Source organism: Streptomyces sp. AJS327 (genome assembly GCF_013450295.1).
GTDB lineage: Bacteria > Actinomycetota > Actinomycetes > Streptomycetales > Streptomycetaceae > Streptomyces.
The window spans coordinates 576,783-600,417 of sequence record NZ_SKBR01000001.1; the positions used below are offsets into that span (position 1 = coordinate 576,783).

At 66.5% G+C, this 23,635-nt stretch carries 16 protein-coding genes and 2 pseudogenes; 8 read left to right on the top strand and 10 right to left on the bottom strand.

The features are described from left to right. The first annotated feature begins 3 nt into the window (after positions 1-3). Complete coding sequence (locus E0L36_RS02295) at positions 4-2,859, top strand: BTAD domain-containing putative transcriptional regulator (protein WP_180927169.1); 2,856 nt, start codon at positions 4-6, stop codon at positions 2,857-2,859. 377 nt (positions 2,860-3,236) lie between these two features. Here the strand turns inward: E0L36_RS02295 and E0L36_RS02300 are convergent, their stop codons facing one another. Beyond that, complete coding sequence (locus E0L36_RS02300) at positions 3,237-3,410, bottom strand: hypothetical protein (protein WP_180927170.1); 174 nt, start codon at positions 3,408-3,410, stop codon at positions 3,237-3,239. Positions 3,411-3,695: 285 nt separating this feature from the next. On the opposite strand from E0L36_RS02300, the gene E0L36_RS02305 reads away from it, so the two are divergent. The 3 genes from E0L36_RS02305 to E0L36_RS02315 all read left to right on the top strand — a co-directional run bounded on the left by E0L36_RS02305 (position 3,696) and on the right by E0L36_RS02315 (position 7,508). Further along, entirely contained in the window at positions 3,696-4,790 is a 1,095-nt protein-coding gene (locus E0L36_RS02305; protein ID WP_374705501.1) for an AAA family ATPase, read from the top strand. A 508-nt stretch (positions 4,791-5,298) separates the two neighbouring features. Continuing rightward, a complete protein-coding gene (locus E0L36_RS02310) occupies positions 5,299-6,687 on the top strand; it encodes a VWA domain-containing protein (RefSeq protein ID WP_258015870.1) in 1,389 nt (462 codons plus the stop codon). Positions 6,688-6,812: 125 nt separating this feature from the next. Further along, positions 6,813-7,508: a hypothetical protein gene (locus E0L36_RS02315; protein ID WP_180927173.1), complete on the top strand. Its 696-nt coding sequence runs from the start codon at positions 6,813-6,815 to the stop codon at positions 7,506-7,508. Positions 7,509-7,555: 47 nt separating this feature from the next. Here the strand turns inward: E0L36_RS02315 and E0L36_RS02320 are convergent, their stop codons facing one another. From E0L36_RS02320 to E0L36_RS02360, 9 genes are all read right to left on the bottom strand, one after another. Continuing rightward, positions 7,556-8,329, bottom strand: a complete 774-nt coding sequence (locus tag E0L36_RS02320; RefSeq protein WP_180927174.1) for a hypothetical protein — start codon at positions 8,327-8,329, stop codon at positions 7,556-7,558. 249 nt (positions 8,330-8,578) lie between these two features. After that, the gene (locus E0L36_RS27345) at positions 8,579-8,890 is read right to left on the bottom strand and encodes a hypothetical protein (RefSeq protein ID WP_258015871.1); all 312 of its coding nucleotides are present in this window, start codon (positions 8,888-8,890) and stop codon (positions 8,579-8,581) included. A 431-nt stretch (positions 8,891-9,321) separates the two neighbouring features. Further along, complete coding sequence (locus E0L36_RS02330; protein ID WP_308416603.1) at positions 9,322-10,245, bottom strand: NlpC/P60 family protein; 924 nt, start codon at positions 10,243-10,245, stop codon at positions 9,322-9,324. Beyond that, positions 10,242-11,099 (bottom strand): replication-relaxation family protein, encoded by an 858-nt coding sequence (locus tag E0L36_RS02335; protein ID WP_308416604.1) that lies wholly within the window; start codon positions 11,097-11,099, stop codon positions 10,242-10,244. The genes E0L36_RS02330 and E0L36_RS02335 overlap by 4 nt, the downstream gene beginning before the upstream one ends. A 166-nt stretch (positions 11,100-11,265) precedes the next feature. Then, positions 11,266-12,423 carry a type IV secretory system conjugative DNA transfer family protein gene (locus E0L36_RS27350; protein ID WP_258015872.1) on the bottom strand — a complete coding sequence of 386 codons (1,158 nt, stop codon included), beginning with the start codon at positions 12,421-12,423 and terminating at the stop codon, positions 11,266-11,268. A 1,289-nt stretch (positions 12,424-13,712) separates the two neighbouring features. Beyond that, positions 13,713-15,452 carry a VirB4 family type IV secretion system protein gene (locus E0L36_RS02345; protein ID WP_180927177.1) on the bottom strand — a complete coding sequence of 580 codons (1,740 nt, stop codon included), beginning with the start codon at positions 15,450-15,452 and terminating at the stop codon, positions 13,713-13,715. Between the two features lie 158 nt (positions 15,453-15,610). After that, complete coding sequence (locus tag E0L36_RS02350; RefSeq protein WP_180927178.1) at positions 15,611-16,609, bottom strand: PrgI family protein; 999 nt, start codon at positions 16,607-16,609, stop codon at positions 15,611-15,613. Between the two features lie 1,883 nt (positions 16,610-18,492). Further along, entirely contained in the window at positions 18,493-18,891 is a 399-nt protein-coding gene (locus tag E0L36_RS02355; protein ID WP_308416605.1) for a pilin, read from the bottom strand. Positions 18,892-19,174: 283 nt separating this feature from the next. Then, the gene (locus E0L36_RS02360) at positions 19,175-19,684 is read right to left on the bottom strand and encodes a hypothetical protein (RefSeq protein WP_180927179.1); all 510 of its coding nucleotides are present in this window, start codon (positions 19,682-19,684) and stop codon (positions 19,175-19,177) included. A 941-nt stretch (positions 19,685-20,625) separates the two neighbouring features. Between E0L36_RS02360 and E0L36_RS02365 the strand changes: the two genes are divergently transcribed. From E0L36_RS02365 to E0L36_RS28440, 4 genes and pseudogenes are all read left to right on the top strand, one after another. Next, entirely contained in the window at positions 20,626-21,063 is a 438-nt protein-coding gene (locus tag E0L36_RS02365) for a hypothetical protein (protein ID WP_180927180.1), read from the top strand. A 43-nt stretch (positions 21,064-21,106) separates the two neighbouring features. Further along, positions 21,107-21,535, top strand: a pseudogene (locus tag E0L36_RS28170) (TRM11 family methyltransferase); the annotation flags it as partial. A gap of 99 nt (positions 21,536-21,634) precedes the next feature. Further along, on the top strand, positions 21,635-22,063 hold the full coding sequence (locus E0L36_RS28175; RefSeq protein ID WP_308416713.1) for a hypothetical protein: 429 nt from the start codon (positions 21,635-21,637) through the stop codon (positions 22,061-22,063). A gap of 882 nt (positions 22,064-22,945) precedes the next feature. After that, a pseudogene (locus tag E0L36_RS28440) lies at positions 22,946-23,617 on the top strand (recombinase family protein); the annotation flags it as partial. Positions 23,618-23,635: the final 18 nt, after the last annotated feature.

The window sequence follows — 23,635 nt, forward strand, 5'->3', positions numbered from 1 at the left end:
AAAATGACCTCTCGGATCGTGCACAGAGCCGGTCACCTCGGTCAGGCACTGGCCTCCGGCGCGATCGTCGCCGGATGGGTTGTCGGCGTCCCAATGATCTTGTGGAACGCGGTCGGGATGCCGGTTCCTGACCAGGTCCTCTCGTGGACCGAACTGAGGGAAAGACTGGCCGCACCGGTCACCGACCCAGCGCTTCTCGACATCCTCGCGCTCATTGGATGGGGGTGCTGGGCGGTCTTCACCACGCAGGTAATTCGCGAGATCTCCTGGTATGCCCTTCACCTCCCGCACCTCGCCTGGAACCGGGAGGCGCACCAGGCCCACATGACCGGTCTCAGCCCGATGCGTTGGGTCGCCGCTGCCACCGTCGGCGCAGCCCTCCTCAGCGTGCTCGCCGCGATCCGGCCAGCCACCGCCGTCCCACCCACGACGGAGGCGCTGAGAACGCCGGTCATCGCGGCAGCTTCGCAACCGACGAGTCCTCCCAAGCACGAGCCCGCGGAGGACCGCCGGCGAGGGGAACCAGTCATCACGTACACGGCGGTGGAGGGCGACACCCTGTGGGACCTTGCGACCCGACACCTGGGCGAGGGGGTGAAGTGGCCGCGGATCTGGGCCATAAACAAGGACCGTCCCCAGCCGGGCGGCCAGCGCCTCACCGACCCCAACGCACTCCGCCCGGGCTGGCAGCTGCTCCTCCCCGCCCTCACGGAACCCAACCTCAAGAAGTCGGCCACCGAGCCACCCGCCGCACCCCGCCCCCGCGTGGAAGGCGCACCAACCACGCCCGATCCAGCGGGCCCCGCCCCCACCTCAAACCGGCCGAAGCGCGCGGCCCACCCGAGCAGCAAGACAGACACCGTCGGGGACCGGGGCTCGGCAGCGATCAGCCTGGGTGAGGCCGGAGTCATCGGCGTCACCACTGCCGCCAGCCTCCTCGCCGCCCGACGGGTCTACCGCATTCGCCGAACACGTCGCCTCACCAGAACGGGCCGACCAGACGGCGACCCAGTACCGCGGCTCACACCAGTGGTAGACCTGGCCTGCCAAGCAGCCCGAGAAGCAACCCTCGCGTCCCCTTCGTCTGACCCCGACGCCCTGCTGACCCGCCGCCCACCCCCCGCGACGCCGCACGCCGACTCCCACGTGACGATCGGCACGCGCGACGGCGCCGAGATCACCATTGACGTGATGGCCACGTCGGGCGGCCACTCCTTCACCGGCCCTGGAGCCGAGGCGGTAGTCCGCGCCCTCCTCACCGCGATCCTCGCCGCTGCCGCACGCACCTCGGCTCTCACGTGTACCGTCACCGCTGGCCTCCCCGCGCACCTTGCCCACCACCTCCTGCCGGACACCGAGGGGTGGACGTGCTCAGGACCCGTACTCACCGCGACCAGCGATGACGAACAGCTCCTGGAGCTTGCCGAAGCACACCTGCTCGCCCACGCGCGCCATCACTCGGAAGCTTCCGCCGAACACCCACGCCCTGACCCGGGGCTCCTGATCGTCATGGCCGACCGGGCCCTCACCTCAACCAGCTCGGACCGATTGCGCGACATGGCGGCCTGCGCGAAGCCCGGTGTCCTCGCTGTTCTGACCCTTCATGCCGCACTTCCCGGGGCAGCCGTCTGGGAGGTGACGGCCGATGGGTACGTCCGCGCCCAGCCACCAGAACACGAAGCACATGTCTTGGAAGGGACTCAGCTGTTCCACCTCACCCAGGCAGCAACCGCGGACGTCGCCACCTACCTCGCCCGCGCGCAAGACGACGAACCCCCCGACCCGCCCTCTCTCCCCGACTCGTTGGAGGGAGAACCCCTTCCAGAGCCGGAGAGCACCGGAACACCAACAGCGACCGGTTCCGAGGCCGATCAGGGAGGCTCGGGTCTGCCGTTAGACGGCCCCCAGCCATCACCAGCCGTTTCGCCGACCCCAATTGCTCCCATCGCCCAGAACTCGCAAAACGAGGCCCCGGAGTTCGAAACCACGGAAGCTCTGTGCCCACAAGCGGATACGCGAGACGGCGTGAGGGTACGGATCTGCCTCCTCGGCCCCATGACGGTGCGGGTGCCTGGGCGTGACGAGCCCGTCTGTGGCCACCTGCGCAGCGAGGCTCGCGAATTCCTGGCCCTTCTGGCCACACACCCGGCCGGACTCGTCTCCGCGGAAGTCGCCCGTCATCTTCGACTGGACGGAAACGCCGACCAGATTGCCCATCAGCTGAAGAATCTCCGCCGAGCTGTACGACGCGCATTGCGTACAGCAACCGGAAACGGAAAAGCAGAGTTCTTAACGCTCTTCGGGGAGCTCCACAAACTATCACCCACGCTCGTGAGAACCGATATCGCTGAATTTAATGACGCGGTCAAGAACTCGACAAAAGCAGTAGATGAACTCCATGCCGAAGCGCTATCGAAAGTGCTTGACGCCTATCATGGGCCAGTGTTGAATGGCGTGGATTGGTTGTGGGTGGAGCCCATTCGTGAAAATTGCATCCGCGATGCGGTTGGTGCGGTGGTTAAGCTGGCTCAACAGGCCAAAATTGAGCGATCGATCACACAAGACGCCGTGGCTCACCTCGAACGCCTAATTTCTTGGCATCCGGACATCGAACTCCTTTATCAGCACGTCATCAACCTTCACATGCACAGCGGCCGCTCCGACGCAGCCCGTCGCACCTACGTCCGCCTGCGAGCGCATCTATCTGACCTCGGACTAGAGCCGGACCCGTCCACCCGCGCCCTGCTGGGCGACTCCGTGATCGCGCGGGCCGACCGATCCCGGAAGGCGCGACCCGCACACCGCATCGCGGAACGCGTACGCACCGCTGGCTCGTCAGGAGCCATCGAGATCCCCTGACGTCCGAAGTGAGCGGTTCGCATCCGGGGCCGCCTCGGGCAGCGCATCGGTGGGCGGATATGGAGGCGGCCACCCGCGCAATCCCTCCGCCGCAGGATGAGGCATGTGCGGGCCAGTAAGAGGCGAGGGCGACTGAATATCGGTTGATGGTGACCATCTCGATCGTGGTGCCCCGCGGATTGCTCCCTTCAATCTTTTGAGGTGTGCGACTGATTCTTGTGGAAGGTACTCATCTCCTCACTCCACGGTCCCTAGTCCGTGCCTTGGCTCCGTAGACGCGGGATGACGCAGTACTGGTCGCCCAGTCATTGGCGGTAAGTGGCATTTATCGACTTTATGGGCGCCCAGGCGTCTGGTGTCGCACGCCTGTGCAGGATTCACTGGCGAGGGTGAATCTGCATTTTCCCCATTTCTTCAAACCCGTCGCCGTCGGGCTTTTGGGCGACGCCATCTGTCGTGACCATCGAGAATTTCCCCCATTTCTGTCGTGTCACCTTTGATGTCCCCAGAATTCGCAGATGGTGGCCCATTTTAAATCGTGCAGCCACCACGCTATTCTCGTTGTGTTCCTGAGAAACGGAACGAAATCCAACCGGTGCCGCATGAGAATGCGAGTGCTGGTGGAGTGCGTCTGGTGCGGGATTAGAGTGTCAGCTCAAAGATTCCGACACGCGTAACGGGCGCACCTGAATTTCCCGCGATAGATCTGCGATGGGACACTCATGCGCACCAACATCACCACCGCCACAACCGGTATTCCTGCCTCCCGAGGAGCGGGATCTGGAACGGTCGACCAAGGACGCACCTCGCGACGTCTCGCCCCTCTTCGTGCGAAGGTGGCCGCGTGCCTGTCCAGTAATCCATGGCGGTCCTTCACCGTAGCGGAGATGGTGGCCCAACTGGGCAACCACAGCAATGGCGCCGTCGGCAACGCTCTCAACTCCCTGGTGTGCGCGGGAGAAGCCCTGCAGACGGGAACAGCGCCTCGTACCTATGTTGCGAACACCCTCACTCCGGCGGCAGCTGAACGCGGCACAGGTCCCGAATCTTCTACCCGTTCTTCGGGCTCCGCTTCACTGAATACGCCAGCCGATACACAGGACCCTGGAAAGCGGCGGTCAGGAACTCTGGGCGCTTCAGGGCCGATCGAACGACCGAATGGCACGAAGTATCATCCGCGTCAACTGGCCCACCTCCCGGACGTGGAAGTGCTGTCGCGTCTCCGTGATGCAAACGTCCCAGTAGTTCTCTATGGGCCTCCCGGGACGGGGAAGACATCCCTGGTCGAAGCGGCTTTCCCTGACTTGATCACCGTGGCGGGAGACGGCGACACCGAAGTCGCGGACCTTGTAGGGGAATACACCCAACGCGATGACGGCAGTTACGAGTTCATCTACGGCCCACTGGTGGTCGCCATGAAGGAGGGACGAGCACTGCTCATCGACGACGCGACACTGATTTCCCCCAAGGTCCTGGCAGCGCTCTACCCCGCCATGGACGGTCGCCGTCAAATCCAACTGAAAGCCCTGGGAGGGGAAGTCGTGACAGCCGCCGACGGCTTCTACGTCACCGCTGGTCACAACCCGGGTGTACACGGAGCGGTCATGACTGAAGCCCTAGCTAGTCGCTTCTCGGTACAGATTCAGGTTGGGTCCGACTACGACCTCGCAATCGCACTGGGCGTCAGCCGAGCGGCGGTGCGAATTGCCCGGAACCTGGCGCGGAGAGCGGATGCGGACGAGGTCGGATGGGCGCCGCAGCTACGTGAACTTCTAGCACACGCAAAAATCGAGAAACTTCTGGGATCAGAGGCAGCGTTCGCCAACTTGGTAGGTATCGCGCCGCCAGAGGATCGCGACGTTGTGTCTGAAGTCATTGAGAAGGTAATCGGCAGTTCAGTCACACCGCTGTCGCTGGGGCGGCAGATCTAGGCGCAAGTATGCCCCCCCGTGTTCCCTCGCGGAATCACATGCCCGGGTAGGCCCCCTATTCCGAACCACCCAAGGAGGAATCATGCCTGCTCAGATGTACATTCGCCACCTGCCTTCATCCACCGAAAGGCACGACCTAGCCGTTTGGGAAGGCGAGGGTGGTGCGGTGCCCATTCCCACCCGAGAGGCGATCGACCCTGAATGGCACCGAGTCGGAGCGGAGTTGTCCGACCGCGTAGTCGAACTGGCCGGGCGGGATGACGTAATCGTCTCCTGCCTCCCACAAACCAGGATTGGAGCCGATGCCTGTTTCATCCCCGACCTAGCTGCGCTGGAGATGAGGCGGGCGGTTTTCGCGCCGCTTCCGGTAACCCAATTGAGGCCCCGCCACGTGGGGAACGAAGTCTTGTATCCGGCCGCTTGGGGAGCGTTCGTCCATGAAGCGGCACACGCTGCCCATTCCCGATGGGTTACCCCCACCGCGCTACGCGGAACGCCGGTGGACCATGTGGCACAGCTGCTGGAGGAGTCCCGCGCGGAATCCGCCCACCTCGCGCGTCGGCCACATGACCGACGCTGGCTTCGCGCCTGCGTCGCACGCTTGGTGATGCCCGACATGCCGACCTATCGGCCGGAGGCTCCTCCGGCTGCGGCGTGGGTGGCAGGACTGATCCTCGCTCGTCGCGATGCGGGGATCCTCGACGCTGATGAGGTAAGGGTGCTCGAAGCGAGGATCACCGAAGTCCTCGGGGCCGAGGTGCTGTCGAAGCTCCGTCTCATCTGGCGGGCTGCTCAGGCGACGGCGGACACCGATGCCGAAGCGATGATGGAGCACGCCCGGGCCTGGCGCGAGGTACTCGCGGCCCTTCGCCAGCAACCGGAATCCCGGGCCAACAGCTTCACGCGTACGGCGGCAGAATGCGTCCGCCGAGTGGCCGGTGGTGAGGCGCAGGAGGCGGCCAGTGAAGTTGAAGCGGCCACCGCCTCACAGAGTGCCCGGAAATCGCGAGTGGAGGAACGAGAGCGGAAAGTCGCCGCTCGTGCATCTGCCGCCCATCAGGCCCGGCGTGTGTTCGCGCCGGGGACTCCACAGCCAATTCCGCACTCCAAGTCAGATTCACCGCAGGTGCGCAATCCGGTCGCCGGTACACGCCCACCTACAGCGGGGGAAAAAGTGGCTGCCGGACGACTGGGCCGAGCCCTGCGTGTAGCCGCCCACCGCGAACGCGTCTCCACGCGGGTGCCCACGACCACACCTCCAGGACGACTGTCCATGCGAGGCGCGCTGGCCCGTGATGCCCAGAGGTCCGCAGGGCAGATCCCGACTGCGGCCCCCTGGCACCGGACCCGATATCAGCGCGCTCCCAATCCATCGCTGCGGTTCGGAGTGGCATTGGACGTGTCCGGGTCCATGAAGGACGCGTGCGGGCCGATCGCCTCAGCAGCCTGGATCCTGGCGAAGGCCGTTGCGGTGACCGGCCGTGACTCGACGTTCGCCGCTGTGACCTTCGACAAGTGCATCACCGCCATCACCGCGCCAGGACGTACGCCGAGCCAGGTGACTGAACTCGAAGCCGTGGGCGGTGGTCATTGCCTCGGAGGGGCGATCAACGTTCTGGACGCAGCCCTGGGCTTGACCAGTGCTGGAACTGGTGGCCGCTTGCTCGCCATTGCCTCCGACGGCCGTTTCACGCCCGAGCAGTGGGCGGAGGCGAACTCCTGTCTTGGCGCGCTGCGGAACTCAGGTTGTGCCCTGCTCTGGCTGACCTTTGCCCCGGACCCCCACGACGTGCTCAGGCGCGCGGCGCCCGACGTGCCCCGGATCGAACTCGGGGCCCCGGCACAAGCAGTGGACGTACTCGCCAAAGCCGCCACATCTGCGCTGCATTCCGCATGACGGTGGGGCCGGGAGACGACCTCCCGGCCCCACCGCGCATCCCACCCCCGCGTTCCCGCCCCGGTCTCCGGGCTCCGGATGGTCCACCCCTCCGTGACCGGGACAGCACAACAAGGAAGATCAACATGAACATTCAGACCAGCGATCGATACCGCTACATGGTCGCGCCTCTGTATCTGGCGGGCCCCGAATCGTCCATGACGGTGCTCGGCCCCGACTGGCACCACCAGGGGTACGCGGACCGGACATCAGTTTTCGTGTACCGCTGCGACAGTCGGCTCGTGGTGGCCCGTCAGCGCATCTATGCCTGTGACGACGTTCCGGAGTCACCGGACCTTGTGTGGCACTGGGAATTCACCGGGCACCCAGCCCTCGAAGCATCGCCCGTGTGGAAAGTGAAGTTCTCACACCGGACTCCGCCTGAATTCCCGGCCGCCGTCGCGGACTCGGTGAATCGGTGGACCGCAACACCGCGACAGCATGTACCGCCGCAAGCCACCGAACCGTTGGCGGAGGGCGAGTGGATGGCCGATCACGGCACGAACGACGTGACCTGGTACTCGCCCGAGGACCGGGGCCTGGTCATTGCGCGCAAGCCAGAAGTCCCCGGCGAGGAGGGACTACGGGCTCAGAGGCGCGCACCGTGGGTGTTCGCCGCTCGCCTCCCGGGGGCCGAGCGCCTGCTGTGGGCCGGTGTGGCCAGCGCCGCCGCGCCCAGCCACATCCTCTACGCCCTGTGTGCGGGCATGGCGGACCAGCGGCCTGTCCCTCGACATGAGATCCCGCAGCACGGTCCGGTGCTCGCTCTTCGCGTCTCCTGAATACGCCGGTGCCCGCGCCAACTTCGGTGCGGGCACCGGCGTATGTGTCAGCCTTCTCGGCTGTCGATGGGTCGCGAGCCCGCGTACTGGAAGCGACGCGGACTGTCGGAGACCTGCCTGGCCATTCCCGACTTCACTAGCTTCGGCAGGATGTTGGCGATCGCACCTCCCGACCGGTCAATCGCTCGGCTGAGGCCCGTTGCGGTGAACTCGGAGGCTGGGTGCGTCTCCATGTGCCTCAGCACGATCTGGTGCAACTCGCCGGAGCGCAAGTGTCCACCCGTGCGCGGAGGACGGCGGAGCGTCCCGCAGAGCGTGCACCGCTCGCCCGGTTCAGGTGGTAGGGGCGATTCCTTGGTCGTGGTTTCGTCATCGCGGTGATTCGTGTCAGGGCGATCCGACGAATCGGACACCGCATCGCACTCAGCGTTCAGCGGTTTCCCGGCTACGGAGTCTTCCTCGGTGAGGTCGTTGTGGGACGTGCGCTGGTCGGGGCCTGCCTTGACCTCTTCGGCGCTGTTGTCGGCATGTTCGTCCCTATCAGGAACCGGCGTGGAGCTGGGCGTTGCCTCCGTGTAGGGGCTCCACAGATCCGGAGTTTGACCGCTGCCCGCTACGCGCCGCCCCAGCTTGCGAACAGCTCGTTGCTGCCGCTCCAGCACGACAAGTGCTTTGGCGGTTACTGATCGACTCAGGTTGGCGGTCTTGGCGAGGGCGACGGTAGTGGTTCCGGGGTTGGCCCGAAGCGCGGAGAGGACCGCCTCCTGCTGGTCTGTGAGCGCGGAGCCATCCTGAGCTGATGGGGTTCGTTGATGTGACATGACGGGACCTCAACTTCCGATTCACGGGTGGGGTCCCCGGCCGGGGTGGCGCGTTCAGTACGCGGCGTGAGACGGCGGGATCGCGTGTACAGCGCGATGTGATTCCCGCCGCCGACCATGAACTCTCGACACTCCGGTTGTGTCAAGACGACTGTCGTGCCTGGTCGGAGACGGTGCGAGGAGGTCCGTCCCGATCGGCAAGAGCTGGTGGACAGACGGCTTAGTCCGGTGATCTGTCCGTCGGCTCGATCACTCCGGAGGAGCTGATTCGCGGTGTTGGCAGTGGTGCTGGTGCAGTTCTTCGTAGAGACGCCGGGCCCGGGCCGGGCCCAGATGCAAGGCGGTGCGCAGACGCCAGACGCTCGCGGGACGGTTGGTCGCCATGCGGTGTGCTCTGTCGATCTGAAGCGCCTGCTCCCATACCGTGCTTCCGCGTGTAGACGGATCGTGTCCCTCCTCCACCACCGCGCCGACCGACACCGACCCGACTGGTTCCGGGCTGCTGAGCGGGCGCAGGTACGGCGTGAGGGTCCGACGGTAGGCGGCCACGGTCTCGGTCAAGCCGATCAGCAAGAGGGTCGGCGTTGCGTGAAGAAGAACCCCAGCCGGATCGAGATCGGTGGGCCAGGCGACTGGATCGGCCGGTCCGTGCCTCGGCGGCCAGAGGGAGGTCCAGGTGTTCATCAAGGTGGCGATAAGGCCAGTACCCCATCGAAGGCACACGGACCACCGTGGCGGCCGTACCTGGAAAGCGGCCAGCCGAGCGTCTCCGTACAGGACGGTGGCCAGCGCCAGTCCGACCATGGGGTCGAGGAGGATCGCGATGGGCCACGGCACCCCTCGTGCGGTGGCGAAAAGGGTCACGTTGGCCGCTGTGAACAGCCCTGTGAGCATCGCGACGCCACACAGGCAGCGGCTCAGCGCGGACAGCAGCGAACGCGCCTGCTCCGGTGAGGGGCCAGTACAAGAGGGAGGCGGGGGCACGTGCCTGCTCACCGGCGCTCGTTGGTGAGGGTGACGCGTGTGGCCGCGTAGAAGTCGTGGCCGGGGTATTTGTAGCGCTCGTAGCGGATATTGGTCCCCGGACGGGGCGCGTGGATCATGCGTCCTTCTCCAGAGTAGAGGCCCACGTGGTGCAGGTTGCCGGGAGTTCCGTAGAAGAGGAGGTCGCCGGGGGCCAAGGGCTGCCCGGGAGCCAGTTTCTGGGTGGCTTGATACTGGGCTTCGGCTACGCGGGGGAGTGTGACTCCGGCCGTGGCATAGGCGGCTTTGGTCAGTCCGGAGCAGTCGAACCCGCCCTCGTGGGGGCCGTCTCCGCCCCACACGTAGTCCCGCCCGAGGTGGGAGTGGGCGAATGCCAGGGCTGAAGTGGCGGGGCCGGAGGCGGTTCCGCGGCTGTACCGTCTCGCTGTGCGAAGGACATCCCGCACGTATTGTTCGGAGTGGTTGTAGGCGAAGATCGCTCCTTCGAGATCGCCGTTCTTCGCCCCCGTCGCGCAGAGCATGCGGGCGGCGGCATGAACCGCATCGACGGGGTCCCATGGCGTAGGGGGGTTCTTCCCACCGGAGGGGACGGGGTGGGCGTAGGACCGAAAGGTCGCCGGAAGGAACTGCATCGGGCCGACGGCTCCGGCGCTGGAGCGCATGGTGGGGTGGCGACCATGATCCGTTTCGATCTTGCCGATCGCCGCGAGGACGGTCCACGAAAGGCCGGGGCACTCGGGGGCTGCCCGTCGGTAGAGGGCCAGCATCGGGTCCGGGATGTCGGAGTGAGCATGCGACGAGGGTGTGTTCGTCGTGGTAGCGGTCTGATGCGTGCCTTCCTGGCCGATGGATGACACCACGGCAGCACCTCCAGTGGCGCTGAGCGCGATGAGCAAGCACAGGCCAGCAAGGACGCTGACGATCACGGTCACCCGTGGTGATCCGGTGGTTCGGCGACGGGAGGCTGCGGTGGAACGGGAAGCGTGAGCGGGGTATCCGCGTCAGTTGGGTCCAGACCGAATGCGGGCGAGAGGTGGGGCCAGTGGGCCGCGAGTTCGGTGAGGGTGAGGCGGCGTGAGGGCGGGTGGATGGGGAGCCACCACGGCCCCGACGGGTTGGTGGTGAGGTCGGCGGTCGTGGTGGCGATCGGCAGGTTCAGGTGGCGCGCGGAGTTGCCAAGGCGGTGCCGGAGTGCCTGTTCACGCGAGGCGGTCCGGGTGTGCATCAGCACTGCCGGGCGTGTGGCTGTGGTGGAAGCGAATGCGTGGTAGCCGGCGAGTTTGGCTTCGACACGTGCGAGGGGCTGGCTTCCGGTGTCGAATTCGAAGAAGAACGGAAACGGGTACGCGGGGCTGTCGTCCTGCCAGTGGACGTAGGCATCCGGGCGGATGATGTCGCCCCACCGCCGGGCGCAGGAGCGCTCCGAGAGCCATAGCGTTGCTTGGCCTGTCGGACGGCTGCTGGACGAACCGGCCGCGAGCCGGGTGACGAAGTCGTTCACTCCCACGTCGTGGCCGAGGGAGGGGGAGTAGGCGATCCGGGAGACGTGGGTGGGGCGCCAGCCCACGTCCTTTCGCTCGCATCCGGCTTGTGCTGCGAGAAGGTCCGCTCCCGCTGAGCCGAGCGTGTAGTGCTCGGGCGCGGACCCACGCAGGATCAGGGGGCGGAATGAGTCGACGAGTTCTGCATCGTGCAGCTGTCGTAGACGGCGCTGAGCGCGCCGGAGGCTGGAGAAAGCGAGGCGCTGGATGTGCCGGGTCGTGAGCACGCGGTGCTCGAACAGCATCCAGGCCAGCCAGATGTCGCGAGGCGTGAGGCGGTGGGAAAGGGCGGCGATGGTCCGGTGCCCCCGGTGAGCGGGGGATGGCCGAGGTCGGGAGGTCGCCGTCCGCGCGGTGTATCGGGATCCAGGTCCTTCTGAGGGGCGGGGGAGTCCGGCTGGCAACGAAGGATCACCACCGATGATCGAACCGGGTGTTGCGTCGTGCTGCGGCCGTCCGCAGGGCTGAGGCTCGGCCGGGGATCGGGGAGGGAAGTGGGCGGGTGGCGAGGGTGAAGGCCGGGGCCTCGGTGTTGTCGGCCACGAGTCGGGCAGCGGCCTGGTACGGCCCAAGGTTCGCGAGGTCGTGTGCCGTGAGGTGAGGGGCGCAGTGCCGTTCGAGGAGGCGGGCGTCCTCGGGAGAGGCAGTGAAGTACACCTTGTTGCGGGCGTTCGCGGAGATTCCTTCTGCCAGGTCGCGGTGCAACTGGCTGAGGTTTTGATGGGCCAGGGTCATGGCGAGTCGGTAGCCGCGGGCTTCGGCAAGCAGATCCTCCGCTGGATAGGGAAGGGTCAAGAAGTTGTGCGTTTCATCGATGTAGAGCCCGGCGTCGAGGCGCCGGGGTTCCGGGACGCGAGCGCGTGCGGAGGCTGCCTGCCACACTCCGGCCACGAGAACCGACCCCAGGAGTCGGGCCGTCTCCTCCCCCAGGGCCCCCTTGGGCAGGCGGGCGAGCAGGACGCCTCCGTTGAGAACCTCGGCAAGGTCGATAGTGGAGGGACCGGCCGCGACGATGTCCTGTGTGAATCCTCGAAGGAGGAAGGCACGGAGTTTGTTCATGAGGGGCCCAGTAACAGCGGTTCGGTGAGCCTCGGACAGCTGCTCAAAGTCGCGCCAGAAGCTCTGGAGCACCCTGTTCTTGAGCGTCGGGACGAGGCGGAGGCGGAACGCGGGCTCCGACAGTAGGCGTGGAACATCGCTCAGGGTGACCGGGTGGTGGGCGGCGCGGGAATGGTGGAGGAGCGTGAGGCAGGCGACGCGCATGAGATCGTCCGTGCGGGGCCCCCAGAACTGGGTGAAGATTCGGCGGAAGATGCCGGTGAGGTTATCCACGGTGACGTCCATGTCCGTGTGCGTTCTGCGGTCCAGGAGATTCAGGCAGGGGCGGGGGTGGGGGTCGTCCGGATCGATGATCACCAGACGGTCTGCTACGTCCTCGGGAAGACGGCTCAGCAGGTCGATGACCAGGTCACCCTTCGGGTCCACGACCACCGCACCGCGCCCTTCCCGGACGTCCTGGAGGACCATGTTGGCGATCAGAGTGGATTTCCCAGATCCGGTCGCGCCCATCAGGTGTAGGTGGTGTCGCGCGTCGGGGACGGCGAGACCGACAGGCCGTCGTTCCCCGGCATCGGAGCACCCGAGGGGTTTGATCTGCTGTCCTGGCGCTGGTGAGGGGACCGTAGCGGGCGGGGGTACCGAGCGGGCCCCGGTTCGCTGGACGCCGGGCGCGGCGGGGTCGGTGGGCAGGTGAGCCAGGGCGGCTAGCTCCGCGACGCCAAGGAGGTGGCTGCGGTGTGGGAAGCGACGGGCATTCAGTGGTTTGGCGGGATCGCGGAGGCGGGATCGGGCGAGCCAGTTGTGTTCGGTGTAGAGACCGAAGGCGGAGGCCAGTGCGTGGGCCCGGCCGCGAATCCGAGCCATGGCCGCCGGGACGGATCGGTGGCCGATTGGCCTATCAGCCGCAGATGTGGCCGCGTAGGCGACGGTGACTTGCCATGATCCGCTGCTGGCGAGTTTGAGTCCGGCCTGTCGGAGAGCGAGGGAGTGGTCGGCATCCTGTTTGGTTCCTGTTCCTCGCTGTGGCCGGTGTGTCATCCACGCTGCGGCTGCGGTCGCTCTTACGGGTCCGCCGGTCCCGGTCTTCAGTTGCTGGCCCGCTCGTCGCGACCGGCGAATCGCCAATCCGGTCGCCGGGCGCGCCAGGATCTGCACGGAGCAGGTCTCGTGGGCCGCCATGCTGGTAGCGGCTTGCAGCACCGCGCGCAGGGGATCGGTCTCGTGGCGGACCCGCAGGGGCAGCACATCGGGGCGTGCGAGGCGGAGTCTCCCGGCGGTGACGATGTGAGCGCGCGGCACCAGGGGTTCGGGATCGGCGGTACGGGTGTGAGCGCCTGGCCATGCGGCCTGCACGGCGCCGTGAACGAGCGTCAGTGGAATGGTGCGCGGAACCCAGAGGCGGATGGTGCACTCAGTCTGGGAACCGGTGTGAGTCCAGGCGTACTCGAACCCGAGGTGCGGCTGCCCGTGTAGGAGCCGGTCCCACCACGAGCGGCGCATTCCGGAGAGGTTGGCCCACAGCACCTCGCCCGCGCGTTTGTCCACCTCGGGCGGAGCCTGGATAGTCAGGCATCGAGCTTCACGGGCGAGGTGCCGCTGTCGCCGTACATGCAGCAGATGGCGCAGGTGAACCGTGCCCGCGGTTAGCAGCAGTGCGGCAGGGAGGACATAGGGGGCGTTTGCGGCCCACATGGCGTGTGCGTAGGCCCCCAGATCGGCCCATACTTCGGTGGGCTGGATCAGGAAGTCGGTTAGCGGAGAGTGGGTTTCTCGCCCAGATGTGGGTGCCCGCTGGTGCATCAGAATCCTTCCGGACCCAGCTCTGGGTCCGCCGCGAGTTCGGCCGGGTCGGTGGTGATGAGACGGTGCTCTTCGGGCGCGGCCACACCGATGAAGGCCGCCTTGCGGCGTCGTTCGCCGCCGCCGAGAAGCAGGGCTTCGCCACGAGCTGCGGTGAGCAGGAACTCGGCCTCCCCGTGGGAGAGACGGAACTGCCTGCTGACGGTCTCGATGGCCTGCGGGGCCTGGCGCAGCAGGAGCTGTGTGCTTGAGTTGGAGACGATCGCAGTACCCAGAGAAGTACCGAGAACGTCGTCGGTGTCCTGGGTGACAAGGGCGAGGCCCGCCCAGTACCTGCGGTAGGACTTGGCGGCGCGCAGGAGAAAGCGGGCGCTGTCGCCGTCACTCATCATTCTCCACGCTTCGTCCACCACGACCAGGTGACGGTCGGCGCGGAGTGGGTCGGTGACGGTGGTAGTGATTGCGTCCAGCGCGAGCAGTATCGCGGGGGCGCGTACCTCCTCGGGTAGGTGCCTGAGGGCGAAGACGACGAGATGCCCCCGCGGCGTCACCGTCGTAGAACCTGCGAAGAGGTTCGCGTGGGAGCCGGTGGTGTAGGGGACGAGGTGCGCTGCGAGTTCGACCGCCACCGGGTCTGCGGTGTCGGCTTCCAGGACGGCGGCGAGATCTCCGAGGACTGGAGCGGGCCGACCCCAGGTGCGTGGGTCATGGGTGATCCCCGCGTTCCGGTATGTCGTCAAGAGCGCCCGGTCGAGTGTGGCTTTGTGATGCGGGGTGAGGCTGGCGCCGAGAAGGACGCTGAGCCACGTATGGAGGAACAGCACTCGCGTCGTCAAGGCATCGGCGGGTGCCGGACCGGTTGCGGAAGCGTCGGTGGGGGAGCGGCGCTGTGAGATTTCGTGGTGAGGGAAGTCGAAGGGGTTGAGCCGGACGCCAGTGGCGCCGAGGGCCACGACTTGCCCACCTACCGAGCTGGCGAGGCGGAGGTACTCATCATGCGGGTCGATGACGGAGGCCGTGGCGCCGGTGAAGAGCACCCTCAGCAATTCGAGCTTGGTTAGGTATGACTTTCCGGAGCCGCTGGCGGCGATGGTGATCGAGTTGTAATTGTCCTGGGCGAAGCGGTCCCACCGCATTGGCGAGCCGGACATGACGTTCACCCCGTAGAGGACACCGGAGTCGTCCTCGGTCCGGCTCTCCGTGAGTTCGGGGCTGGTGAACGGAAAGCACGTCGAGAGAGCGGTGGTGTCGAAGGTGCGGCTCATGCTGATCGGGTCGATGCCGATGGGGAGGGTGGTAGTCCAGGCGGGTAGGGCCCGGTAGGTGGTGGGTGTCACGGTCATCAACAGTGATTCGGCGACTGCGGTGACTGCGGCGGTTTGGTCGGCCAGGTCCTCTTCGCTGGCGGCGTGCACTGTCAAGTACAGCGCGAGTCGGAAGAGTTTCTCTTCGCCTCGGGCGAGACGGTGGGCCAGGTTGGTCGCGTCGGAGGCGGCGGCCTCTGTCTCCGGGTCGTCTACTTGTCCTCGGGACCATCGCGTCCGGCGTCCGGACTCCAGGCGGGCCCGCTGCCGGTTCAGGGACCGGGCGGCTAGTGGACTGGGCACGGGTTCGATGTGGAAGGCGATGTCCACGTGTGCGGGGAAGTTCAGCAGCGGTGCGAGCCATCCAGGTGCTACCTCTGCTGGATATCCGGTCACCACGAGAGTGGTGGCGAGGTGGCCGCCGATAGACAACATGCGGGCGTGCACCTCGATCGCGTCTGGTCCGTACCGATCGAGTGTCCGCTCGGCCCGTACCTGCCGGTTGCTGGATGGCGCGGACTGCCGACGAGGTAGCCGCCAGCGACAGGACGGGAATGTGCGGCGGCCGCCGGTACCGGTCTTCGCTGCCCGATTCACGGAACGAGTCCTTCCTCTTCGCTGTGGCCGGACGGCCTTGCGCGATCGCGATAGGAGGCCGCGTCGGGCTGAAGGCGCGGGGCGTCATCGTGTTGGCCGGGCCGCGCGGGCCGGTCGCTCTCGGGATTGCAGGTCTCGGCAAGGAGGGAGAAGATCTGTTCTTCGTTGAGCGGCGCTACCGCGACGTCCGCGCCAGCTAGGGCGCACCTGGCTTCCGCGAGTCGTTGAAGCACCCGTTCGCTTCCCGCCCTTCCCGACGGTTCACGGGGCACGAGGAGGACTTGGCGAGCCCGAAGGTCTGCGGTGTCGCTCAGGTGGGTGAGGAAGTCCGCGTGCGCGCGGGCCGCCACTTCCAGTGAGGGATGCGGGAGAGCGGGAGCCTGGGTAGTGATACGGGTAGCGAGCGGAGCGAGGTCGACGCGGCGTGTGCGAACGAGAATCTGAACGGGGCCGGTTGTCGAGTTGAGCCACCGCGCGAACGCGGCGATCAGACTCTGCTGTTCGGACTGCGTATGAAGGTCGAAGTTGACGGTCGTGCAGATCGCGACCCCAGCTTGCCCCTCATCTCGGAGCGACAGCAGACCTGGGGCCGAGGCGGTGTCGAAGGGAGGGCGCCAGGATGCGGGCGGCCGCCCAGCCGCCGTGCGCCATCGCCTCGGAAGAACCGCAGGCAAGGGCAGGACTGGACCGGTGACCAGCTTTTTCTCGGATCGCAAATGGCGCCATGCGGCATGCGTGAAGGTGTCGAGCCCCATTCCGTCACGGTGTCCAAGAGCCAGTGCACACACCGCCCCCGCTACGGGCGTAATCATAATGAAGTAGGCAATAGTCGACATCACGGGCTGCGTGATCCACCAGCCGCCATAGAGGATGACGCCTCCTCCAGCGAGGGTCGCTGATTGCCGAGCCGTTAGAGGGCCGAGGAGCCGGTCCGGCTTCTCCAGGTCAGCCGGGATACGCGCCATTTGGGGGGTGATGGGCTCGGCGTCGTACATGAATCACTACCCTTCGTCGGGTCGCGGAGGGCGCCGGCGTTCCAGAGGAAGGCGAATCACCGGTCGGCCAGGCGGCAAAGCACGCCGGGTGGGCGCGGGCGGGAGGGACCGCGGCGGAGGCGAGACTCCAGAGCGTTTTCGTTCACCAGCAGTTGCGCCGTGCGGCGATGCTGAGGGCGAACCCGGAGATGAGGACGGCTCTCGACTGTCCCGTGGTGGCTGGGTCTCGGGCCGCGTACCGGGGCGGGGAGGTGGGGCCGGTGGCGTCCCGCCTGCGGCTGAACCAGGCAAACTCCGAGGTGGTCCGCTTGCCGACCCCTTGGCCCCCGATGTGGGGGCGTTGCTCTTGGATGTGGGAGTGCCCCAGCTCACTGCGGTCCTCCCTCGGGCGGGCATCGCCCGCCCGCGAAGCCCGCTACTGGATGACCCGGGTGGTGCGGTCGTAGTCGAACCCGAGGCGTCTCGGACCCCCGTCTGTGGGCCGGGGCCCGCTGAGGTGGAGGGGGCCCCATCCGGCCCCAGGCCCCTGCTAAGGCCCCCAGGCCCGGAAGTTGGTGGACGTGGAACAGTGCCCTGGCGCGGGCCGCCAGGACTGCTCGGCGGGCGGGGAGGGGATGGCCGATGTGGTCCGAATCCCGAGCCCGGGGGGCCCTGCCTCGGCATCTGGCGCAGAGCGGGAGCGTAGTGGCGCAGCAAAGCGAACATCGCAACCCGCCGCACGGTCCGGGTGACTCCGGTGCCATGGGATCGCGGCAGCCCAAGAGCACGGACAGAGGCGCCCATGAGCCACCCGGGCACCTTGAACAGCACCCAGAACAGAGCGACCCCGGCTAGGAGAGTGCCTAGGTGATCCAGCTTGGGCATCCCCAGCCACGTCGTTCCCGGGGCGAAGAACAGCCGGACTGACGTGATCAGCACCAGAGACTGGATGACCTGGATCGCCAGCGCCGCGGTGGTCGCACGCCACCACAGTTTCGCGACGGGTTCGGTCACTGGATGCGCGTGGCAGGCCAGCGCGAGGGGCGCGGCCACAGCGAGCACCGCGACCGCGCCGACTCGTAGCAGGTAGCCCACCAGCACGGCGAGCAACAGGCCGAGGCAGGCCAGCTGGATGAGGAGCATGAACACCGTGGCCTGACCCGGGCTGTGCAAGATACGTGTGACCAGCTCCCTGCCTTCTGCGGACAGGTCCGCCCCGACGATGGCCGCTGACAAGGCGTTGGCCAGGGTGATGGCCTTGTCGAGGAGCGTCAATGACACTGCCGCAGCGACCAGCCCGAAGACCAGGCGCGGGAGGATCTGCTGGAGGGCGTAGCGCGTCTGGACGCTCTGGTAGCTCATGAGGGTCAGCCCGCCCGCGGTCACGAACAGGCTGTACAGCCCTGCGGTGAGGCTCATGGAGGCTGACCACAGTCGCTTGATCTCCTCGTGGTGAGTGACGTTCGGCGTGGCCAGCAGCGTGCGGCCGAGGAAGGCACGTACCGGGGTGAGAGCGTCCTCCACCAGTCCGCCGAGAAACGATGCGATCGCCCCGCTGATCATCCCGGGCAGGTCGAACATTCCGCCGAGCCATCCCAGGGGGCCACCCCCACCCGTGTCCTCCTCGCAGTCCATACCCTCGGTGACCTCACACGCGGGAGGAGTTGGTCCCGGGCCGGGCTTGGGCTCTTCGGGCTCGTGCTCCGGAGGAGTCGGCGCCGTTGGCGGTTGTGTTGGCCCCGGCCCCGGCCCCGGCGTCGGAGCAGGGCCGGGCGTGGGGTTGGGCGCCGACGGGTCAGCAGGCGCGAGGGACGGCACGGTGGAGTGCGCGACCGCTTCGCCCGGCAGGCCCGAGCCCCCCGCCCACAAGACACCTCCCACGGCGACCATCAGGGCCAGACGTCTCACTGGCCGCCCTCGTAGACGATGCCCTTAAGAACGGTCGTGATGACCGGAGCCAGGGCGGCGATACCCAGTCCGATCGCGGAAGCCTTCATCGCCTTCTTCGCTGCCTCGACCTCCGACGCGTCTCCGCCGGCCATCAGGTAGCGCACGCCACCGAAAGTGAGGAAAAGAGTGGCAAGGCCACCGCTGATCCCCATGATCCAGTTTCGGAGGGCGCTGATCACCTGCGGGATGGTCGCTGGCTTCGGAGCGGCCGCCTTCTCGGCCGCCACTGCCTCACCGTTGTGCAGAACGATTGCCAGCTGGACCGTCACCAACATGCAGAGGATGACGAGATGCGCGCGGTAGCTGGTGAGGCTCTTTTGGATGCCGTGCGGTGGCCACTGCCTGCAGGACACGGACGCCTCCCGAAGCCGAGTGTGGATGCGAAGGGTTGGATCGGGATCCGGGTGGCGCGCCCGGCCGCGCCTCCTCCTCACAGGCAGGCCGGGTTCCTCGGGTGTCAGCACGAGTTGGCTTCCACCCGGACCCCGAAAACGCCGTCTCTCGCCCCTGCTTGGGTCGGGCGTGGGAGAGACGGCACCGTCCCGTCCTGAGTTCGGAACGGGACGGCATTTACCGGGAATAGGTGCTATGGCGGACTTCGATGGCGGTGTGCGTCATCGAAGTCCGCCGTATGGGCTACTGCTTTGCTACCAACCACGCCCCGAGGCGCCGTTCGGCGTTCTTTCGGGTATCGGACAGCGTGCGCCGGTTGCTCCCCTGTTCACAGGCCACGTCCAGGACCGAGGCGCTGTCGAGACGAGTTCGTGCGATGAGCTGTGCCTCAGTCATAGTGATCACGCATGCCTCCACGGCCTCGGCGAGCACCGTGTACTCATGCCGGGTGCTCTCGGCTTCGCCCTCCAAGCGGCCAGCCAGGGCGTGGCCATCAGACTCGACGCCGCACGCGAGCGGAGTTTCTCTGCGGTGCCGCCGCCGAGCTGAAGTCACCAGTGAGCGCGCGGCACGGTCAGCGGCACGGAACAGCTCCTTCTCCGGGCTCACTACCTCCCGGCCCGCCGGTCGGGCCAGAGCGGTCAGTGTCGCGGTGAGCATCTCCTGCTCCAGCTCGGCTCGATCACACCCGTGCCGGGGCATCTCCCAGCGACGCGCGATGCGGTGCAGGACGGGCAGAGTCAAGCCCAGCACGACCAGATCCCAGGGAGCTCCGTACCGCTGCCACGCTTCGATCACCGCATGCCAGACCCGACCACGGTTCCACGCGTCGGTCTGTGGATGAACGAGGTAGGTGCGGACGTGACCCATATCCATCGACTCGCGCTCAAGCGCGCCCGACAGTCCTACCGGGAGTTGGACGGTCAGGCGCAGGGAACCGAGGGCGAGCTCGCGGAAAGCGATCTCGACCGCCCTGAACGGCAGTACGCGACGCTCTCCATCAGTAGTGGGGTTGAGGGGGCGAGGGCTGGCGTTGGCGGCTGTCGCTGCGACTACGGGGCACATGGGCACCTCCGGGGTTGGAAACCTTCGTCGCCACTTGTGCCGTCGTCCCGCGCCACTCCCGAACCGGTGGAGGGCCCCTCGCGAACCACTGGCCCGCCAGGGAACCGAGATGTGCGAATGCCCGCCGCCCCAGGACGCCGGAAGCAAGGGCGGATTCGCACATAACTACCTGCGGGTACTCCCTCTCGGTGAGCCATCGGTCATCTGACCGATGGCTCGTGCCTGGCGCCCTTTTGGCTCGTTCGTCTCTGACCTGCGGTGATGGCGCTCGCAATCCAGATCGATGCGGCATCCGCGAATTGCTCCACTCCAGAGCCGCCATCACGACAGCGTCAGGTGCCTATTACTTTTCGTCAGCACGGTCTTGGCCTCAGCGCCCGCGCGCACTACCACCCATGTCCCACAGCGACCATCACGGTCCCGTCCGTGCCCCTCGCCGCGGAGCCGCCCACTGCCCGGCTACTGTCTGGTTGCCCACCCCTGACACTCCCACCGAGATCGATCCAGATTGGGTCCTGCCGGGCTGGGCAGTCGACAAGATCCGTACCGACCTCATCCCCCGCCCTGATGCGAGCCCCCTCCCTCTCCTTCGCGTACGAATCGGCGCCGACGCGGTCGCCACCAGCGGCATGGGCGTTGACGCGCGAGCACGCGTCGCGGCCTGCGCCGACCCGAGCGACAGTGTCACCGGCATCACGCTGTTGCTCGCCGAGATCCACCCCGACACCTTCACCGAGCCCAGCCCCTCACCCCCGGCACCTCTGCTGGACCCATTGCCGACCCACCGGCAGGTGTGGAGCGACTTCCTCCACCGGGCCCTTCGTCTTCTGCCGCCGGACGGCATTCTTCTGATCGCGACACGCCAGCACCGCAGTCCCCAGGGCCTCTTCGACCCGCTCGGGGACCTGACGGCCGCTGCCCGCAGTGCCGGATTCCTCTATCTCCAGCACGTCGTCGTCGTTCACGCGCGAGCTGCCGAAGACCGCCTTCAGCCGCCCGCCGCGACGGAGGCCCTGCCCAACGGCCTGTCTCACTCCGACCTGCTGCTGTTCTCGCCACTCACCTGAAGTACGCGCTTCGCCACCATCCCCACGAGAGCAGGTGAAACCCGTGAACGAACCCACTCCTTCACAGCGTGTGTCGGTCTGGGCCTCCGCCCCCACCTCTGCCCCCCACCAGCGCCGAGCGCGCACCTACGTGGCTGGGTCAGCCGACCACCCGGCCAAGATGCTCCCGGCCCTGGCGGCCCACGCCATCCGCGAGTACTCCCGACCTGGGGAGCGGGTGCTGGATCCTATGTGCGGCATCGGCACGTCCCTCGTCGAAGCTCAGCACACTGGCCGGGAAGCCCTCGGTATCGAGTACGAGCCTCGCTGGTCCCATATCGCGGCCCAGAACGTCTCTACCGCCTCGCGTCATGGCGCACCCGGCCGAGGTGAGGTCTACTGCGGCGACGCCCGCCACCTCACCCGGCTGCTCCCTGCCCGTTACCACGGCAGGATCGACCTCGTCCTCACCTCGCCCCCTTACGGCCGTAGGACTCACGGCCAAGTGCGTATCACCCGCGACTCCGGGCGTCCAGGCGTAACCAAGACCCACTATCGCTACGCCCCAACCAGCCGAGACCCGGGGAACTTGGTGAACAGCGCCGATCTTGACCAACTCGGTGGAGCCTTCGGCGAGATCCTCGCCGCCTGCACGGCGGTTCTGCGCCCTGGCGGAACAGTCGTGGTGGTCGTCCGTCCTTGGCGTCACTGTGGAGAACTCATGGACCTGCCCACGTCGGTGATCAGCGCCGGATACCGTGCCGGACTAAGGCCCATCGAGCGAAACGTCGCGTTGCTCGCGGGAATCCGCGACGGCGGCCTCGTTCCCCGGCCATCCTTCTTTCAACTCGGGTACGTGCGAGATGCCCGGGCCCGCAGTATTCCCCTCCATGTGATCGCGCACGAGGACGTTATCGTCTTTCGTAAGCCAAAAGACTCCGTCGGTGAGATCGCCCTCCCCCTTGAGGGAGTGAGAGCGGAAGCAGAAGCCGTTGTATCTCATTGGGGGTCCACTCCGTGAATCTCCTCCTCCCGTTGTGGTGACGAGTCAAGACTTCCCCCATGTGGGGAAGTCACTTGAAGAGGGTAGCGAGAACGAGCTGCAATTGGGTTGCGACAGTTGCTGGAAATGGAATCCAGAAGGGGGGCAAGGGACCTCGCTGGTCGCATGCTTTCAATACGCTGAGATGGACGGACCCGAAGGCGAGATGCTTCACGTCCGGCAAATGCGTGCGATCAAGGCTGCCCTCACCTGGCAATCGAATAACTGCGAAAGCAGCACCCGTTCTTTCCCCAGGACTTCGACGTCCTGGGGAAAGAACGGGTGGGAGAGGAAGTGCCGAACGTGACGAAAACCACGGCCTCACCCCCTGTAGGCAGTATCCCAGGAACCCCTTGGGGGCCATCCCCGACGACGCCACCGATCAGCCAGGCTCCGGTTCCGGTTGCCTGGCTCGGTCGGACGTCAACGGAAGACACCCAGGACCCGACACTATCCCTGCCACGGCAGCTGCAAAACTCGCGGTCAGCGCTACCTCCCGGCTGGGTGATCGTTGCTCACTTCTACGACGTCGAGTCGGGGCGCAAAGACCTCACCTCACGCGGGAAGAGCACCGCCCACGAGCGGTTCACCATCTCCATCCCACGCGACGGCGGAATCTCGGACCTGCTGGAAGAGGCAGGAACCCCCAACCGCCGGTTCGCCGCAGTCATTTGCGAATCTATCGAACGTGTGGCGCGGCGAACGTACTTCGGCACGAAAGTCGAGCACGAGCTGGAGCAGAACGGCGTCGCGTTGTGCGCGGCGGATGAGCCGATCTCCCCCGATGGGAAGGGGAGAAAGGCGACACCCACCCTGACGCGTCGCGTGAAACAGGCAGTCGCGGAATGGTACGTCCTGCAAATGCTGGAGCTGTCATGGGACGGCTTCATCGTGCACATCCAACAAGGTTGGAACATCGGCAAGCCTCCCTACGGCTACCTCGCCGAACGCTTCCCCCATCCAGTCCCGACCCGCCGCGCGCAAGGCGATACCAAGCACCGGCTCGTACCCGATCCGGTATGCGGCCCCGTCGTCACCGAAATCTTCAACCTCAGAGTCATCGACTCCCTCAGCTACCGAGGGATCGCTGACCACCTGAACCAAGACGTCGATCGATACCCACCCCCGCGCCCCAGCCGCGCCGGTACGACGGCGGGGCACTGGACAGCCTCTGCGGTGCGTTCCATCCTCGAAAACCCCAAATACACCGGATACCAAGTCTGGAACCGTCGAGCCCGCAAGACCGGCAACAAGGTCAACCCGATCTCTGAGTGGATCTGGTCCCCCCACCCCACACACGAGGCGCTCGTCACCCTCACCCAGTTCGACGCCGCGTGGCCCATCATCCGGCCCCACTCCGGGATTCGTAAACGGGAAGAAGTGCCTCGAAAGGGGCGCTCCGTTAGCCGAGAGTACACGTTGCGCTCCTATATCCGCTGCGCCCTCTGCGGAAAGCGTATGTACGGAAAATTCAGTAAGAGCCGTACTTACTACTCATGTCAGCCCAAAAAGGATCATCATGCGGATGCGGACTGGTATGCCACGCACCCT

Excerpts from the sequence above, each read along its gene's own strand:
- E0L36_RS02345 (WP_180927177.1), bottom strand. The coding sequence starts at position 15,452 with ATGTTGTCTATCGGCGGCCACCTCGCCACCACTCTCGTGGTGACCGGA.
- E0L36_RS02365 (WP_180927180.1), top strand. The coding sequence starts at position 20,626 with ATGGGCGTTGACGCGCGAGCACGCGTCGCGGCCTGCGCCGACCCGAGC.
- E0L36_RS02295 (WP_180927169.1), top strand. The coding sequence starts at position 4 with ATGACCTCTCGGATCGTGCACAGAGCCGGTCACCTCGGTCAGGCACTG.
- E0L36_RS27350 (WP_258015872.1), bottom strand. The coding sequence starts at position 12,423 with ATGGGCGCGACCGGATCTGGGAAATCCACTCTGATCGCCAACATGGTC.
- E0L36_RS02315 (WP_180927173.1), top strand. The coding sequence starts at position 6,813 with ATGAACATTCAGACCAGCGATCGATACCGCTACATGGTCGCGCCTCTG.
- E0L36_RS02320 (WP_180927174.1), bottom strand. The coding sequence starts at position 8,329 with ATGTCACATCAACGAACCCCATCAGCTCAGGATGGCTCCGCGCTCACA.
- E0L36_RS02335 (WP_308416604.1), bottom strand. The coding sequence starts at position 11,099 with ATGCTGTTCGAGCACCGCGTGCTCACGACCCGGCACATCCAGCGCCTC.
- E0L36_RS02350 (WP_180927178.1), bottom strand. The coding sequence starts at position 16,609 with ATGTACGACGCCGAGCCCATCACCCCCCAAATGGCGCGTATCCCGGCT.